The following is a 16,572-nucleotide window of genomic DNA, read 5'->3' as shown; positions in this document are numbered from 1 at the left end:
ACAAGAGGATCGCCATGATGACTGAAGCCGCCCCCCAGGACGCCCCCGACACCCAAGAGGAAGCGCCGGAACCCGCCCCACTGCCTTGGGCAGATGTGACCCCGGAGCATTTCCAGATGCTGCGCCTGGCGCCGCTACCGACCGACCGCAACTGCGGCGCACGGCCCCTGCGCTTTGTACAGTACGGGTATGCCGAGCGGCACAACAAGGACACCAGCTTGTTGCGCATGGCGATCCAGTTGCCCGGACAAAAAGTGCGCAAGGAACAGAACCATCTGGACATCTGGGTCGACCACCTGGAAAAGCGCGTACACATCGGCCCCGACAGTGGCCTGCAGATCGAGCCGCTCAACCGTGGCCTTGGGCGCTTCATGCTCGCCCACGCGGTGAGCTGGGCGCAGCGCAAATGGTCGCACTACCGCGTTGAAGGCGGCGCGCTGGCGAACAAGGATGCGTTGAACGATGACACCCGCCTGCGCCGCGATCATGTTTTGAACAGTCACGGCCTGGCAGTGGAGTACGCGGACGCCCAGCACCTGAAGGGGCGCTACGTCGAGCTGCAGGTCGGTGAGCTCAAGGGCGGCTGGAGCACCGAGAAAGTTCAGCGCGTGGAGATACTTGAGGCTGCGCAAATGCTTCAGCAGGCTGAACAGACCCTGCAGGAAAAAGAAGCACAACTGCGCGAACGCGATGAGCGGGTAAGCAAGTACCGTCGTGAAGACAGCGGCCTGCGATTCACCATCACCTGCCTGGTGGCGTTCGCTGTGTTCCAGGCCGGACTGTTGATCTGGATCGCCACCCACCGCTGAACGCAGCGCGGGGCAAACCCGCTCCTGCAGGAGCGGGCTGCCCCGCGATCAAACCTTACACTTTCGAAGCAAACAATCCCTGATGCTTCCGGCACTGATCCGCCGTGAGCATGAACACCCCGTGTCCACCGCGTTCGAACTCCAGCCAGGCAAAATCCACTACTGGATAAAGTGCCTGGACGTGAACCTGGCTGTTGCCCACTTCAACGATCAGCAAGCCTTTTTCAGTCAGGTGGTCGGCGGCCTCGGCCAGCATGCGCCGTACCAGGTCCAGGCCATCGTTGCCACAGGCCAGGCCCAACTCGGGCTCGTGGTGATACTCCTCAGGCATGTCGGCGAAATCCTCGGCATCGACATACGGCGGATTGGACAGGATCAGGTCGAAACGCTGCCCCGGCAATCCTTCGAAGCCGTCGCCCTGAACGGTGTAGACACGTTCCTCCAGACCATGGCGTTCGATGTTCTGATTGGCCACCTCCAGCGCTTCGAACGACAAGTCGGCCAGTACCACTTCGGCGTCCGGGAACACCTCGGCACTGACGATGCCGATGCAGCCGGAACCAGTGCACAAGTCAAGAATGCGCGCAGGCTCGCTGGCCAGCCACGGCTCGAAGCGCTTTTCGATCAGTTCGCCAATGGGCGAGCGCGGAATCAGCACGCGCTCGTCGACGATGAAGGACATGCCACAGAACCACGCCTCCCCCAACAGGTAGGCGGTGGGCACACGGTCTTCGATGCGTCGCTTGAGCAAGCGCTGCAGGTGCACCAACTCGTCATCCTCCAGTTGGCAGTCCAGGTAGCTGTCGGCAACTTCCCAAGGCAGATGGACCGAACCCAGCACCAGCAGACGCGCCTCGTCCCAGGCGTTGTCGGCGCCATGCCCGAAAAACAGGCCACGCTCATGGAAGCGGCTGACAGCCCAACGGATATGATCGCGCAGGGTGCGCAGGCGAGAAGTGATCACGACAGACTCCTTGAAAGACGACCTGCAATTCTAACAGCCCGGTCACAGAAAAGGTCGCCGAAAACGACACGTAGGAGAATTGCCGGAGTGGCTGCAGGCCACTAACCACGCCGCTTGTACGCGAAGCGATTCACATAAGTGCTCAGGCAGGGGACAATAGGTGAAAAGCCCTATCCAAAGGAGCCCTTGATGTCTGTTCCAACGACGATGTTCCACCTCAGCGGCCGCGGCTATCCGCCGGCCAAACTGAGCAATGCCAGCCTGGTCATTATCGACGCGCAAAAAGAGTACCTCAGCGGTCCACTGGCGCTGTCTGGCATGGACGAGGCTGTGAAGAACATCGCTAAAATGCTCGAGGCTGCCCGCAAGGCCGGTCGGCCGATCATTCACGTGCGCCACCTGGGCACAGTCGGCGGCCTGTTCGACCCCCAAGGTTCGCGCGGCGAGTTCATCCCGGGCCTCGAGCCCCAGGGTGACGAAGTGATCATCGAGAAGCGCATGCCCAACGCCTTCAAGAACACCAAGCTGCATGAAACCCTGCAGAGCTACGGTCACCTGGACCTGATCGTCTGTGGATTCATGAGCCACTCCAGCGTCAGCACCACCGTGCGCCGGGCGAAGGACTATGGTTACCGTTGCACCCTGATCGAGGATGCGTGCGCCACCCGCGATCTGCCGTTCAAGGATGGCGTCATTGCCGCTGCGCAGATCCAGCAGAGCGAGATGGCGATCATGGCTGACAACTTCGCCTGCGTGGCGCCGACCAGCAGCCTGATTTGACAGGTCGTCCGACGGGCTGGCGGAACCAGCTGGCGGCGTTTGAGTCCAACTGCGGATATCCATAGAGGAATCGGCATGAAGTTGAACGACGGTTTCGATGCCAAGCGCTTGCGCCAGCGTCAACCACGCAATTGGGGCGCTCGCCTGGCGGCGGCTTTTTCGGCGTTGCTGGCCACTGCGGGCGTGTTGCTGGCCATGGCTGGCGCCGCCAGCCTGCTGGGCAATCCGGAAGCGCTGGCCGAGCTCAATGCCAATCGGGCCGGTGCCGCGGTAATTCTCGCGGCTGGCCTGGTGCTGCTTTACCTGGGTATCTGGGTCTGGCGTCGCAGCCGTCTTCGCCTGCGGCGCAGCCGCGAACTGAACCTGTCGCCCCACCTGATGAAGAAACACGATTGACTGCAACCTGCGGGGGAGTCGCGTAAACTACGCCGCCCAGGCGGAGGCTTACATGCAAGACGACGATTTTTCCCTGTTCAAAAGCGAGATGCGCGGCGTCAAGCCGATCAAGCATGATCGCGCCGAGGTCGGCAAACCCAAGGCCGACCGCAAGCAATTGGCTGGCCTGCGCCAAGCCGCCACGGTACGCAGCGACCAGACGGTGATCGACGGCCTCTCGGACCAGTTTGTCATTGATGTCGGCCCCGAAGATGACCTGCATTGGAGCCGTGACGGCGTCCAGGAAAGCCAGATGCGCAAGCTCAAAGCCGGCCAGATCGGTTTTGAAGGCAGCCTTGACCTGCATGGCATGAATGTGGAAAAAGCCCGCGAAACACTGTGGGCGTTCCTCGCCGAGGCGACCCGCTTTGAAGTGCGCTGCGTACGCGTCACCCACGGCAAGGCAGTACGCCTGGATGGCAAGAAGCCGATGATCAAAAGCCACGTCAACACCTGGCTGCGTCAGCACCCTCAGGTTCTGGGTTTTACCTCGTGCCAAGCCCGCCACGGCGGCACCGGCGCGGTGTATGTGATGCTCAAACGAACCATGCTCGAAGGCCGTGACGAGTAACGCCGTACTTGCAGCGCCGCCACAGCCGCCGTACCCTTCGCGTTTGCGATAATTCCCACAGGTAGATCCATGTCCCTGGAACAGAACTACACCGCTATCCTCGGCCAGCTCGGCGAGGACGTCTCCCGCGAGGGCCTGCTCGACACGCCCAAGCGGGCTGCGAAGGCCATGCAGTACCTTTGCCGCGGTTATGAACAAACGCTCGAAGAAGTGACCAACGGCGCCCTGTTCAGCTCCGACAACAGCGAAATGGTCCTGGTCAAGGACATCGAGCTGTATTCGCTGTGCGAGCACCATATGCTGCCGTTCATCGGCAAGGCCCACGTGGCCTATATTCCCGATGGCAAGGTCCTGGGCCTCTCCAAGGTAGCCCGTATCGTCGACATGTACGCACGTCGCCTGCAGATCCAGGAAAACCTCAGCCGCCAGGTGGCCGAGGCGATCCAGAAGGTCACCGGCGCCCTGGGCGTGGCAGTAGTCATCGAAGCCAAGCACATGTGCATGATGATGCGCGGTGTGGAAAAGCAGAACTCGACCATGATCACTTCGGTGATGCTCGGCGAATTCCGCGAAAACGCCGCGACCCGCAGCGAGTTTCTCAGCCTGATCAAGTAATCGGGCACGCTTGCAAGCCGACCCTCGAAGGTCGGCTTTTTTCATTCCGAGGAGTTGCCATGATCGTCAAAGCACTGCGTGTGGGCCTTGGCCAGTTGATCGTTTTCGCCGACTGGGCAAGCCGCCCGGCCAAGCTCAAGCGCGACCCGGCCGCCCAGGCCCTGGTCGAGCAACAGGCCAAGAGCCTGAGCCTGTATCAGTTCCACGCCTGCCCGTTCTGCGTGAAAACCCGCCGCACCCTGCACCGCCTGAACGTGCCGGTAACCCTGCGAGACGCCAAGAACAATGAGCAGGACCGCCAGACCCTGCTCACCGAAGGCGGCAAGGTCAAAGTGCCGTGCCTGCGTATCGAAGAAGACGGCAAGACCACCTGGATGTACGAGTCCAAGGTGATCATCGACTACCTCAACAAACGTTTCGCCGCCTGACAGGCAACCCGCGCCGGCTAGCCGATCATGCCCACATGACGGGGATGGCTGGCCACTCGATCCAGCCATGCCTGGATGCCCGGATACGCATCCAGGTCGAAACCGCCCTGCTGGGCGACATGGGTGTAGGCATAGAGCGCAACGTCGGCGATCGAGTAGCGATCCCCGACCAGATACGGCGTTAACTGCAGCTGTTTCTCCATGACCCGCAGTGCCTTGTAGCCGCCCTTGTGCAAGGTCTTGTATTCCTCCAGGCGCTCTTGTGGCAGCCCCAGGTAAAACTGGATGAAGCGCGCCACGGCAATGTACGGCTCATGGCTGTACTGCTCGAAGAACTGCCACTGCAACACCTGGGTACGCAAACGCGGTTCGGTAGGCAGGTACTCGCTGCCATCGGCGAGGAAGTTGAGAATCGCGTTGGACTCCCACAGGTAAGTACCGTCCTCGAGCTCGAGCACCGGTACCTTGCCATTGGGGTTCATGGCCAGGAACGCCGGGGTTTCCGTCTCGCCCTTGAGAATATCCACCGAGTGCCACTCATAGGGCAGGTCGAGCAAATGCAACATCAGCTTGACCTTGTAGCAGTTGCCCGACTGGTAATCACCGTAAACCTTGTACATCACTTCCCCCATTCAATGGCTGAAACGTGCCCGCCCACATAGTTGGCGACTGTACGGCTAATTGCAATGGTTGCTGTATGGCAAAGATCAAGGACCTGCACGGTAGTCTGAAAAATCTGCTTACACCCAGAACAAGGATTGCCCCATGCCCGACGCCAGTTCTGCGCAATTGCGCCCGTTGGCCGACTCCTCCCCTTCGGCCGTAGTCGCCGGTTTTATCGCCATGATGACCGGCTACACCAGTTCCCTGGTGCTGATGTTCCAGGCCGGACAAGCCGCCGGCCTGACCAGCGCGCAGATTTCCTCGTGGATCTGGGCCCTGTCGATCGGCATGGCCGTCTGCAGCATTGGCCTGTCGTTGCGATACCGCACGCCCATTACCGTCGCCTGGTCGACACCGGGTGCCGCCCTGCTGATCACCAGCCTGGGTGGGGTGAGCTACGGCGAAGCCATCGGTGCCTACATCACCTGCGCCGTGCTGGTGGTAATCTGCGGCCTGACCGGTAGCTTTGAACGCCTGGTCAAGCGCATCCCCGCCTCGCTGGCGGCGGCCTTGCTGGCGGGCATCCTGTTCAAGATCGGCAGCGAAATTTTCATTGCCGCGCAGCATCGGACCACACTGGTGCTGGGAATGTTCTTCAGCTACCTGATTATCAAGCGCCTGTCGCCACGCTATGCGGTGCTCGCCGCGCTGGTGGTCGGTACCGCGCTGTCGGGGACAATGGGCCTGCTGGACTTCAATGGCTTCAGCCTGGAGGTGGCCACGCCGGTATGGACCACTCCAAGCTTTTCCCTGGCGGCTACCATCAGCATCGGTATCCCCTTGTTCGTGGTGGCCATGACCTCGCAGAACATGCCCGGCGTTGCCGTGCTGCGCGCCGACGGTTACTCGGTACCCGCCTCACCGCTGATCTCGGTGACAGGCCTTGCCTCGTTGGTGCTGGCGCCCTTCGGCTCCCACGGGATCAACCTGGCCGCCATCAGCGCGGCCATCTGCACCGGGCCCCACGCCCATGAAGACCCGAACAAGCGCTACACCGCCGCCGTGTGGTGCGGGATTTTCTACGGCATTGCCGGCGTCTTCGGCGCCACCCTCGCCGCCCTGTTCGCCGCGCTGCCCAAGGAATTGGTGCTCTCGATTGCCGCCCTGGCCCTGTTCGGCTCGATCATGAACGGCCTGACCGTGGCCATGAACGAGGCCAAGGAACGGGAAGCTGCACTGATCACCTTCATGGTGACCGCGTCGGGCTTCACCTTGTTCTCGATTGGCTCGGCGTTCTGGGGGATCGTCGCGGGCGTGCTGACGCTACTGATTCTCAACTGGCGCAAAACTGTGTAGGAGCGGGCTTGCCCGCGATGCGATGCGACGGTTGGATCGCGATCGCGCAGGGTGCCCTACATGGAGCACCCTGCGCGCTGCATGAACGCTTGCGCCCGCTCATCCTGGGCGTAGGCGACGTTTATCCGCAACCAGTCACTGGCAGCCCCCAGTGGATCGAAAGCACTGCCCGACGCCAGCAATACCGAACAGGCCTGCGCTTCACGCGTGAGCGAGGCAAAGTCACGGCCTGGACTGCGTGCCCAGACAAACATGCCGCCATAAGGTTCGGTGAACACCTCCCAACCAGAAGCCTCCAACTGCACCAACGCCTTGGCCATGTGCTGGGCCAGACGCACGCGCAGGCGCGCCACGCTTTTGCGGTACGTCCCGGTGGCCAGCATCTGCGCCACCACCTGCTCGGCAAAGCGTGAGGTCCCCAAGCCCGTGACCATCTTCAATTCGGCCAGGCGCGCGATCAGCGCAGGGGGTGCCACCAGGTAACCCACCCGCAGCGAACTGCTCAAAGTCTTGGAGAAACTGGCCAGGTAGATTACCCGTTGTTCGGCGTCCAACGTGGCCAGGCGTGTCACCGCGCCGTCCTGGAAGTCGGCATAGATATCGTCTTCGATGATCTGTACATCGTATTCACGGGCCAGTTCCAGCAGGCGATAGGCAACCTTGGGTGCCAGGCTGCTGCCGGTGGGGTTGTGATACAAGCTGTTGATGTACAAGCAGCGTGGGCGATGGCGCTCGAGCATGGCTTCCAGCACCTGAAGGTCCGGACCACTGGCGGTTCGCGGCACTTCCAGCATTTCGATCTGGTGCTGGCGTAGCAAGCGGTACAGATTGTAGTAGCCCGGGCGCTCCACCAGCACTTTGTCTCCCGGCTTGAGCAGCGCCCGCACGAGCAGATCGAGCGCATGGCTGGCACCTTGGGTGGTGAGGATCTGTTCCGGGCCAACCTGGATACCTATCTGCCCCAACCCTTTGTGCAACTGTGCACGCAGGCTGGCCAATCCCAGCGGCGGGCAATAGTCGATCAGGTCCTCCACCGCGCCACGGCTGACCTGGCGCACCGCCAGGGCAATGGCGTCGGTGGCGCGCCAGCTGGAAGGCACCCAGCCGCAGCAGAGGTTGAGCAACTCGGCATGGCCGTCACTGAATTGCTGCCAGCGCCCCTCAACCGCCTCATCGCGTAATGGCTGGTCGAACAACGGCTCGATCAGCCTGTGTTCAGCGACAAAAAAACCGGCGCCATGGCGTGCCTCCAGGCAACCTGCCGCCACCAGCCGGTCATAGGCCTCGATCACGCACGACTGGCTGAGCCCCTGCTCCCGTGCCAACTGACGGATCGAAGGCAAGCGACTCCCAGGACGCAAGCGCTTTTGCGCTATCCAGGCCTGCAATTGGGTCGCCAGCTGTTGCACCAGTGGCGTCGTTGATTGGCGGTCGATCATCAAGTTCATGGCGAAGTGTTCGTCTTTTTTGTCCGAACAGTTAATCACAAATCCTGAAAGGGTGTGCCTTGTGCAGCCCGGATGAACGCCGGATAGTCGAGCCATCATCAAGGAGCCCCTCATGCCCACCCAGCGTAACCCTGCCCTGCTGGCTTTTGCCCTGTGCCTGATCACCTTCGCGGTCAACCTGCAGGCACCGTTGTATACGGCATACGCCGAACTGTCCGGATACGGTGCCGGCGCCACTGCGATTGCCTTCTCGGGTTATGTGCTGGGTGTGTTGCCGGTACTGCTGTTGCTCGGTGGACTCGCCGATCGGATCGGCCGTCGAGCGTTGATCCTCGTCGCCCTGAGTCTTTCCATCCTCGCCACGCTGACGATGCTGCTCGCTCCCGGCCTGAAAACCCTGGGGCTGGCGAGATTGTTACTCGGCATCGGTACCGCGCTGGCGTCCGCCACAGGCACCGCATACATGAGTGAGCTGATGCATCGCGGCGATAATCATCGCGCCGCGTCCTGGGTCACAGCCAGTACGTCGCTGGGCTTTGGCCTGGGTGCTGCGCTGACTAGCGTATTTCTGCTCAACGGAGCGAGCCTCAGACCCGGCAGCTTCTATCTGCACCTGCTGCTTGCTTGCCTGGCCATGCTGGCTGTCTGGCGATTACCCGACCAGCCCCCAGCAGCGCGAGCGCCACTCCTGCGCTTGCCCTACTACCCTGCCGGCAGCCTGGCCTACGGCCTGGCAATCCTGCTGGCATGGGCCTGCGTAGGTCTGGTCATTGCCTTGTTGCCATCAATCCTCAAGCAACACGGACTGGCCAACTGGGCCGGGTTTTCGACATTCTGCGTAATCAGCTGCGGCTTGCTGTTCCAACCCTGGGCACGTCGATTGTCACCGCTGCGCGCCACGGCGATCGGGCTGATGGTGCTGCCCTGCAGCTATGCGCTGCTGGCCTGGGGCGCGGATCGCGGTGAACTGATCGCCGTACTGCTTGGCACCGTTGCCGCCAGCAGCGCCTGCTATGGCTTTATCTATCTGGGCGGCCTGTCGGCAGTGAACCACCTGGCCGGCAAAGAAAAAACCCGCGCGAGCGCAGGCTTTTTCCTGTTGGCTTACTTGGGCTTCAGCCTGCCGGTAATCCTGACCGGCATGCTGGTTGACCGCCTTGGCGCCAGTTTCGCCCTGCTGGTGTTTGGCCTGGCACTGCTGGTCGGTTGCCTGATGGTCGGAATGCTCCTGCTGCGCAGTCAAAAAAGCCTGCCGTCACCCGCTATTGCGCCGGTTAAATAGCGGTGGCGCCCCCATCGACGGCCAGCGCCTGACCTGTGGTGAACGCTGCGCCGTCACTGCACAAGTACAGCACCGCGCTGGCAATCTCCTCGACCTTGCCGATACGCCCCACCGGGTGCATGGCTGCTGCAAACTCGGCCTTGCGCGGATCTGCCTCGTAGGCGCGACGGAACATGTCGGTGTCAATCACCGCCGGGCACACGGCATTGACGCGGATTTTCTTCTTGGCGTACTCGACGGCTGCCGATTTGGTCAGGCCGATCACTGCGTGCTTGGAAGCGCTGTAGATACTCATCTTCGGAGCCGCCCCAAGACCGGCCACCGAAGCGGTGTTGACGATCGCACCGCCGCCTTGAGCCAGCATCAACGGCAGCTGATGTTTCATGCACAGCCAGACACCTTTGACGTTGACGCCCATGATCGCGTCGAACTCGGCTTCGCTCCCCTCTGCCAGTCGCCCCTGCTCGATCTCGATACCGGCATTGTTGAAGGCATAGTCCAGCCTCCCGTACACCCCGACCGTACGCGCCAACAACTGCTGGACATCAGCCTCCCGCGTTACATTGCAGGCCACGAATATCCCCTCGCCCCCTGACGCGAGAATCAACTCGACCGTACCCTCGCCACCCGCGCTATCCAGGTCAGCCACCACCACCTTCAAGCCTTCTGCAGCGAACGCCAGAGCAGTCGCCCGGCCGATACCCGCAGCGCCACCGGTAACCAGGGCAACCTGGCCGAAAAAAGTCATGCTCATCGCTAGCTCCTGCAACATCGTGAGGTCTGTGGCCAGGAGTCTAGCCAGCGACGGCCCCTGCTTGGCAGCATCATCAGGGCGCCGGTTGGAGGGTCATCGGCTCGGTTTATTATCGAGCCAGGTTTGAATCACCCCGATGGATCACCCTCCATTCGCCAAGTGGGTATGCCTTGCCGGAATGCCTTTCAAGGTCTATCAACAAGCTTTGCCCTTAACGCGAGAGCCCAGCCATGACCTCCCACACCAATCGCCGTTTCCTCCTCGCCAAGCGCCCTGTCGGAGCGGTCAGCCGTGACGATTTCACTTTCGAGCACGTCCCCGTCGGTGAGCCCGGCGAAGGCCAGGTGCTGGTCAAAAACCTCTACCTGTCCCTGGACCCGGCCATGCGCGGCTGGATGAACGAGGGTAAGTCCTATATTCCACCGGTTGGACTCGGACAGGTCATGCGCGCGCTGGGCGTGGGTGAAGTGATCGCCTCCAAACATCCGGGCTATGCCATTGGCGATCACGTCAATGGCCCGCTGGGTGTGCAGGATTACTTCCTGGGAGAGCCCCAGGGCTTCTACAAGATCGACCCGAAATTGGCGCCACTGCCGCGCTACCTCTCGGCCCTGGGAATGACCGGCATGACCGCGTACTTCGCCCTGCTTGACGTCGGCGCACCGAAATCTGGCGAGACCGTGGTGATCTCCGGGGCCGCGGGTGCCGTAGGGAGCATTGCCGGGCAGATCGCCAAGATCAAAGGCTGTCGCGTGGTCGGCATCGCTGGAGGAGAACAGAAATGCCAGTACCTCAAGGACGAGCTGGGCTTTGACGGTGTAATCGACTACAAGGCCGAGGACGTGCTGGAGGGCCTCAAGCGCGAATGCCCCAAAGGCGTAGACGTTTACTTCGACAACGTGGGCGGCGACATCCTCGATGCCGTACTCAGCCGTCTGAATTTCAAGGCGCGGGTGGTGATCTGCGGCGCGATCAGCCAGTACAACAACAAGCAGGCCGTCAAAGGACCGGCCAACTACCTGTCACTGCTGGTGAACCGTGCGCGAATGGAAGGCTTTGTGGTGATGGACCATGCCGCCAACTACGCCAAGGCGGCACAGGAGATTGCCGGTTGGCTTGCAACCGGCAAACTGAAAAGCAAGGAGGACGTCGTCGAGGGCCTGGAAACCTTCCCCGAAACACTGCTCAAGCTGTTCAGCGGGGAAAACTTCGGCAAGCTGGTACTCAAGCCCTGATCTGGGCAACCACGTCAGCCAGAGCCTGAGCGGGGTTCGCAGCCTGGCTGATCGGGCGACCGATCACCAGGTAGTCGGAGCCGGCATCCAGGGCCTGGCGCGGAGTCAGGATACGGCGCTGGTCATCCTGGGCACTGCCCGCTGGACGGATACCCGGAGTCACCAGTTGCAGGGACGGGTGCGCGGCCTTGAGCGCGGGCGCTTCCAGAGCCGAACACACCAGCCCGTCCATGCCGGCTTTTTCGGCCAGGGCAGCCAAGCGCAATACCTGCTCTTGGGGCTCGATATCCAGACCGATACCGGCCAGGTCCTCACGCTCCATGCTGGTCAGCACGGTCACACCGATCAGCAACGGCTGCGGCCCGCTTCGCTTGGCCAACTCTTCACGGCAAGCGGCCATCATGCGCATGCCACCGGAGCAGTGCACATTGACCATCCATACACCCATTTCCGCTGCCGCTTTAACGGCCATGGCGGTGGTGTTGGGAATGTCATGGAATTTAAGGTCGAGGAACACCTCGAAGCCCTTGCCGACCAGCGCTTCGACAATGCCAGATGCGCTGCTGGTGAACAGCTCCTTGCCGACCTTTACCCGACACAGGGCAGGATCAAGTTGATCGGCCAGCTTCAGGGCGGCTTCACGAGTAGGGAAATCCAGGGCGACAATGATGGGCGTCTGGCAGGCGGACATGGGCTGGTCTCTTGGCAAGTCTTGAACGGCGCGCATTGTAAACGAAGCGGCGCGCCATGGGGGGCCGATGATCGCGAATTGGCCCGGTTCTGGACATCTCCCTATAATTGAACCAATGAATGATGCATTTGCTCATACATGAAGGAGCGGTGTCATTTTCCGCTCAGAGGAGAACTACATGCCCTGGTATGCCTGGTTGATTCTGGTACTGGCAATCGGCTCCATTGTTGGCGGCTTGATGCTGCTGCGCGACACTGCAAAAAAACTGCCCCTGACCGAGGAGCAGCTTAAACGCGTACATGAGCGCAACGCGGAGATGGATGCAAAGGATGCGCAGGACCGCTGAGCTGGCGCGTTGATTCGCCAGACTCAAAGCATCACTTATAACGTGCTGCAGCAGAACTGCGTGACAAATTCGGCCCAAGGGCATCGCGCGCCTGGATGTACGCTTCCCAATGAGCGGCGACTTCAGATAAAGACAGGACAGTTAGCCGTTCCTTACTCTCCAGGCCACTCAAGGCGGCATCGACCATCTTCCCTACTTCCGTCACCATCCGTGGGTCGATATGGGCAACATCCGGGCCCGAGCGCTCCCATATTTCGGTGCGGGTAACCCCGGGCAACAGGCCTAACCTGTCGGAACAAAATATTATTACCAAAATATTTATAGAAATTCAGCCGACCAAAGGCCCCGTCACACAAACAATAAGGCCGGTCACAGACCGGCCTTATTGGAGACGCTAGTTGATCGTGAGCATTTCGCGGTTGCGATCGAGCAACGCCTTGCCGATACCCTTGATCTCAAGCAGCTCATCCACCGATGCAAATGCCCCGTGTTCTTCGCGATAGGCGACGATGGCTTCGGCCTTGGTTTTGCCGATTCCGGACAGGTTGGATTGCAGAGTGATGGCGTCGGCGGTGTTCAGGTCGAGCCGTGGAGCTTCCTGTTGGGTCGCGACGATCGGTGGAGGGGTGGCAACAGCAGTGGTTGCGGGTGCGGCGCTGATCGAAAAAGTAGCGCTGGCCAGGAGGGGGAGAAGCAGGTATGACAGGACAGTATTACGCATGGGTGGCACTCCTTGGGTAGGTTTCTGAGGCAGCTTTTCCATTGGCTGCTTTTGAAACCTAGACCGAAGATGCCGAGAATCAAACCCATTGCTCGACGCATTCATTACAAAATCGATCACGCTGCCCCGGCGGCATACCTGCACGCTCAGAAAAATCGCCGTGCCGGAAGCGACTCACGGCAAAGCAATATTCTTTATGGGTCAAGTCGACGCTGCTGGTAAATCCAGTCGACAATCTCGCCATCGGGTGCGTAACCGCTGACAGTTTCCCGAAGCAACTGCCTCACCCGGCTGTAATCATCCTGGGAAACTGCTGCAAGCAACTGGTCCAGTTTTTCCTTCATCACATCCCACGCCAGATAATCTTCCTGGGCGCTCATGATCATTGGATGACGTGTAGCAACGACGTTGTCACCAATGAGTAGCTCTTCGTAGAGTTTTTCACCGGGCCGCAATCCGGTGAACTCAATAGCGATATCACCATGGGGGTTCCGATCGGAACGAACACTCAAGCCTGAGAGGTGAATCATTTTCTCTGCCAACTCGATAATTTTTACCGGTTCACCCATGTCGAGTACAAAAACATCTCCACCCTGTCCCATCGAGCCAGCCTGGATCACCAATTGAGCTGCTTCCGGGATGGTCATGAAGTAGCGAGTTATCTTCGGGTGCGTGACCGTCAGCGGCCCTCCGGCCTTGATTTGCTTATGGAACAGAGGAATGACCGACCCGGAAGATCCGAGTACATTTCCAAAACGAACCATGGTGAAACGGGTTTTATTCACCTGCGATACATTTCCTGCATCACCGAACAGTACCGGAGCCAGCTCCCGGCTCAATGCTTGCAACGTCATTTCAGCCAGGCGCTTAGTGCTGCCCATTACATTTGTCGGGCGTACTGCCTTGTCTGTCGAAATCAGCACAAAATTGGCAATCCCTGCCTGCAATGCTGCCTGGGCGGTATTGAGTGTTCCAATCACGTTGTTCAATACGCCTTCGGCGATATTATGTTCGACCATCGGAACATGTTTATACGCGGCAGCGTGATATACCGTATCCACACGCCAGGTCTTCATGATATCGAGCAATTGCGGCTGATTGCGGACCGAACCGAGGATAGGCAGCAAGCGTGTCGGAAGCGACTCCCGGGTCACACGTTGTTCCAACTCCGTCAGGATGCTGTAGAGGTTAAATTCGCTGTGCTCGAACAATATCAGCACCTTCGGGCCCAGGCCGAGAATCTGCCGACAAAGCTCCGAACCAATTGACCCTCCTGCCCCGGTAACCAACACTGACTGCCCAACAATACAGCGCTCAAGGAGGTCTTCCTGGGCTGGTACTGCGTCTCGGCCCAGCAGGTCGGCAATATCCACCTCCTGGATGTCGTCAACCTTGACACGACCACTCGCCAGATCCATGAAGCCGGGTACGCTTCGCACATGTAACGGAAAGCCTTCGAGAAAACCCAATATTTCCCGTCGACGACCACGTGGTGCAGAAGGAATGGCCAGGAGTACTTCCTGGGCGCCAGTAGCATCAATCATTCGCTGAATACTGCGAGGCGCATAAACCTGCAATCCGGAGATGACTCGATCAGCAATGCTGCCGTCATCATCGATAAAAGCAACTGGACGCATGACCTTACCCATGCGCAATGCCGCTACGAGCTGATTGCCGGCAGCGCCAGCACCGTATATGGCCACTTTGGGCAACCCATCATCACGATTGGTGAATGGCACATGCTGAGCGGCCGTAAACCAGTCCCCCAGAAAATACTGACGCATCGCCAAGCGCAAACCGCCGACCATGATCAAGCTCAGCCACCAGTAATTGAATATGATTGAACGAGGCACCACGTTCTGGTGATTACTGTACCAATACACCACAACGCCCAATATCAGTGCGGAGAGGCTCACCGCTTTGATGATCGCGATCAGTGCGTCATTACCGAAATAACGCATGACCGCCCGGTACATACCAAACCGTATAAACAGGGGAATTGCGACAACCGGCGCGCACACAAATAGCCAAACATGCTCGACAATCGGGTTGGCCATCTCATCGATGCCCAAGCGCACCATGAATGCCAGCCAGAGAGCGATCCAGACCAACAGAGTGTCTGCAGTAACCTGAATCAGCCGCTTTTGACGGCGAGGCAGGCCTAGAAGCCAGTTACGAAAATGATCAATCATCCTGAGTGAGCCCCACCACAATCCCCTGAGTACTTGTGATACGTGATCCAAACCTTTCAATGGCCGCGTAAAGGCGAGTCCACAGTCTAACGAGACGCCTGCGCCATCACCGCCTGCAACACAGCACAGGTCTTCTCCATCTCCGCTTCCGTCAAGGTTGGGTGAACAAGGAACATAAGACTCGTGTCCCCCAACTCCTGGGCAACCGGCAGCCGATGCTCAGGGCGCCAGCCGGTATTGTCGAATGCTTTTTCCAGGTAGACCTCAGAACAGGAGCCGGCAAAACAGGGCACGCCACGCGTAACAATCTCAGCAATAACGCGATCTCGCGTCCAACCTTCGGCCAGTACATTTGGATCAACGAAGACATAGCACTTGTATGCGGCGTGAGTAACATCAGAACTGACAGCTGGTACCCGCAACCCAGGCACCATTGAAGCGCATGCCCATATCTTTTCAGCATTCTTCAGACGAGAAGCTTGCCAGGTGGGCATACGCTCCAACTGGATACGACCAATCGCCCCCTGGACCTCCAGCATGCGCCAGTTGGTACCGAAGCTTTCATGCAACCAGCGGAACCCCGGAGCATGTTCGCGCTCGTACACCGCCTCCCAGCTCTTACCGTGGTCCTTGAACGCCCACATGTCGGCCCAGAGCTTGCGATCGCTGGTGGTTACCATGCCGCCCTCGCCCCCCGTGGTCATGATCTTGTCCTGGCAGAACGACCAGGCGCCAACATGACCAATCGAACCCACCGGACGCCCTTTATAGCGCGCGCCATGGGCCTGGGCACAATCCTCGATCACTTTCAGGTCGTGCCTGGCCGCCAATGCCATGATCGGATCCATGTCACAAGGCCAGCCGGCAAGATGTACGCAGATAATGCCCCGAGTACGAGGTGTCATCACTGCTTTGATGGACTCGGCGGTGATGTTCTGGGAGTCTCGGTCGACGTCCGCGAAAACCGGTACCGCGCCCGCATTGACAATACTCGAGACCGACGCAAGGAAAGTACGCGAGGTGACGATGACTTCATCACCTACTCCTATACCAAGCGCATGCAGGGCCAGATCCAGAGCAACAGTGCCGTTGGCCAGCGCAATCGCGTATTCAGTACCCACCCAACTGGCGAAAGCCTTTTCAAACTCCCGACACTCCTGTCCGGTCCAGTAGTTGACCTTGTTGGACAGCACAACATTGCGAACGGCGTCGGCTTCTTCTTCAGTGAAGGACGGCCAAGGAGAAAAGGGAGTATTCAACACAGCAATTACCTGCTATTCAGAATTTGAGAGGAGCTGTCGGGATTGCACTGGCCGCCCGTATGTTCGAGCCCTGACCATCC

18 protein-coding genes and 1 pseudogene are annotated in these 16,572 nt (G+C 59.7%); 10 read left to right on the top strand and 9 right to left on the bottom strand.

Annotated elements, in window-relative coordinates:
- The first annotated feature begins 17 nt into the window (after window positions 1-17).
- Window positions 18-809, top strand: coding sequence for a hypothetical protein (locus H621_RS0112375; RefSeq protein WP_028943706.1), 792 nt, complete (start codon window positions 18-20; stop codon window positions 807-809).
- 55 nt (window positions 810-864) lie between these two features.
- On the opposite strand, the gene prmB is transcribed toward H621_RS0112375, so the two are convergent.
- Entirely contained in the window at window positions 865-1,773 is a 909-nt protein-coding gene (prmB, locus tag H621_RS0112370) for a 50S ribosomal protein L3 N(5)-glutamine methyltransferase (protein ID WP_028943705.1), read from the bottom strand.
- 189 nt (window positions 1,774-1,962) lie between these two features.
- On the opposite strand from prmB, the gene H621_RS0112365 reads away from it, so the two are divergent.
- From H621_RS0112365 to H621_RS0112345, 5 genes are all read left to right on the top strand, one after another.
- Entirely contained in the window at window positions 1,963-2,553 is a 591-nt protein-coding gene (locus tag H621_RS0112365; RefSeq protein WP_028943704.1) for a cysteine hydrolase family protein, read from the top strand.
- 75 nt (window positions 2,554-2,628) lie between these two features.
- On the top strand, window positions 2,629-2,949 hold the full coding sequence (locus tag H621_RS0112360) for a hypothetical protein (RefSeq protein WP_028943703.1): 321 nt from the start codon (window positions 2,629-2,631) through the stop codon (window positions 2,947-2,949).
- Window positions 2,950-3,001: 52 nt separating this feature from the next.
- Entirely contained in the window at window positions 3,002-3,559 is a 558-nt protein-coding gene (locus H621_RS0112355; protein WP_028943702.1) for a Smr/MutS family protein, read from the top strand.
- 69 nt (window positions 3,560-3,628) lie between these two features.
- On the top strand, window positions 3,629-4,174 hold the full coding sequence (gene folE / locus H621_RS0112350; protein ID WP_028943701.1) for a GTP cyclohydrolase I FolE: 546 nt from the start codon (window positions 3,629-3,631) through the stop codon (window positions 4,172-4,174).
- Between the two features lie 59 nt (window positions 4,175-4,233).
- Window positions 4,234-4,602 (top strand): glutathione S-transferase N-terminal domain-containing protein, encoded by a 369-nt coding sequence (locus H621_RS0112345; protein WP_028943700.1) that lies wholly within the window; start codon window positions 4,234-4,236, stop codon window positions 4,600-4,602.
- Window positions 4,603-4,619: 17 nt separating this feature from the next.
- On the opposite strand, the gene H621_RS0112340 is transcribed toward H621_RS0112345, so the two are convergent.
- Window positions 4,620-5,222, bottom strand: coding sequence for a glutathione S-transferase family protein (locus tag H621_RS0112340; protein WP_028943699.1), 603 nt, complete (start codon window positions 5,220-5,222; stop codon window positions 4,620-4,622).
- Between the two features lie 145 nt (window positions 5,223-5,367).
- On the opposite strand from H621_RS0112340, the gene H621_RS0112335 reads away from it, so the two are divergent.
- Window positions 5,368-6,561, top strand: a complete 1,194-nt coding sequence (locus tag H621_RS0112335; protein ID WP_028943698.1) for a benzoate/H(+) symporter BenE family transporter — start codon at window positions 5,368-5,370, stop codon at window positions 6,559-6,561.
- 56 nt (window positions 6,562-6,617) lie between these two features.
- Here H621_RS0112335 and H621_RS0112330 read toward each other — a convergent pair whose 3' ends face one another.
- Complete coding sequence (locus H621_RS0112330; RefSeq protein WP_028943697.1) at window positions 6,618-8,009, bottom strand: aminotransferase-like domain-containing protein; 1,392 nt, start codon at window positions 8,007-8,009, stop codon at window positions 6,618-6,620.
- A 112-nt stretch (window positions 8,010-8,121) separates the two neighbouring features.
- On the opposite strand from H621_RS0112330, the gene H621_RS0112325 reads away from it, so the two are divergent.
- Window positions 8,122-9,291 carry an MFS transporter gene (locus tag H621_RS0112325; RefSeq protein ID WP_028943696.1) on the top strand — a complete coding sequence of 390 codons (1,170 nt, stop codon included), beginning with the start codon at window positions 8,122-8,124 and terminating at the stop codon, window positions 9,289-9,291.
- Here the strand turns inward: H621_RS0112325 and H621_RS0112320 are convergent.
- On the bottom strand, window positions 9,284-10,045 hold the full coding sequence (locus tag H621_RS0112320; protein ID WP_028943695.1) for an SDR family oxidoreductase: 762 nt from the start codon (window positions 10,043-10,045) through the stop codon (window positions 9,284-9,286). The two genes, H621_RS0112325 and H621_RS0112320, sit on opposite strands and share 8 nt — an antisense overlap.
- Window positions 10,046-10,275: 230 nt before the next feature.
- Between H621_RS0112320 and H621_RS0112315 the strand changes: the two genes are divergently transcribed.
- Window positions 10,276-11,280, top strand: coding sequence for an NADP-dependent oxidoreductase (locus H621_RS0112315; RefSeq protein WP_028943694.1), 1,005 nt, complete (start codon window positions 10,276-10,278; stop codon window positions 11,278-11,280).
- On the opposite strand, the gene pyrF is transcribed toward H621_RS0112315, so the two are convergent.
- A complete protein-coding gene (gene pyrF / locus H621_RS0112310) occupies window positions 11,270-11,971 on the bottom strand; it encodes an orotidine-5'-phosphate decarboxylase (RefSeq protein WP_028943693.1) in 702 nt (233 codons plus the stop codon). The genes H621_RS0112315 and pyrF overlap by 11 nt on opposite strands.
- A gap of 178 nt (window positions 11,972-12,149) precedes the next feature.
- Here pyrF and H621_RS28045 point away from each other — a divergent pair, with 178 nt between their 5' ends.
- Window positions 12,150-12,317 (top strand): DUF2897 family protein, encoded by a 168-nt coding sequence (locus H621_RS28045; RefSeq protein WP_010224101.1) that lies wholly within the window; start codon window positions 12,150-12,152, stop codon window positions 12,315-12,317.
- A gap of 31 nt (window positions 12,318-12,348) precedes the next feature.
- On the opposite strand, the pseudogene H621_RS28955 reads toward H621_RS28045, so the two are convergent.
- From H621_RS28955 to H621_RS0112290, 4 genes and pseudogenes are all read right to left on the bottom strand, one after another.
- A pseudogene (locus H621_RS28955) lies at window positions 12,349-12,597 on the bottom strand (SDR family NAD(P)-dependent oxidoreductase); the annotation flags it as partial.
- A gap of 114 nt (window positions 12,598-12,711) precedes the next feature.
- Complete coding sequence (locus H621_RS0112300) at window positions 12,712-13,038, bottom strand: ComEA family DNA-binding protein (protein ID WP_028943692.1); 327 nt, start codon at window positions 13,036-13,038, stop codon at window positions 12,712-12,714.
- 194 nt (window positions 13,039-13,232) lie between these two features.
- Entirely contained in the window at window positions 13,233-15,230 is a 1,998-nt protein-coding gene (locus H621_RS0112295) for a polysaccharide biosynthesis protein (protein ID WP_167332110.1), read from the bottom strand.
- A gap of 86 nt (window positions 15,231-15,316) precedes the next feature.
- Entirely contained in the window at window positions 15,317-16,492 is a 1,176-nt protein-coding gene (locus tag H621_RS0112290) for a DegT/DnrJ/EryC1/StrS family aminotransferase (protein WP_028943690.1), read from the bottom strand.
- Window positions 16,493-16,572 lie beyond the last annotated feature (80 nt).

It is taken from the genome of Pseudomonas vranovensis DSM 16006 (assembly GCF_000425805.1).
In the GTDB taxonomy this organism is placed as follows: domain Bacteria; phylum Pseudomonadota; class Gammaproteobacteria; order Pseudomonadales; family Pseudomonadaceae; genus Aquipseudomonas; species Aquipseudomonas vranovensis.
Note: the sequence above shows the minus strand (reverse complement) of the source record. Positions and strands in the feature narration are given on the sequence as shown.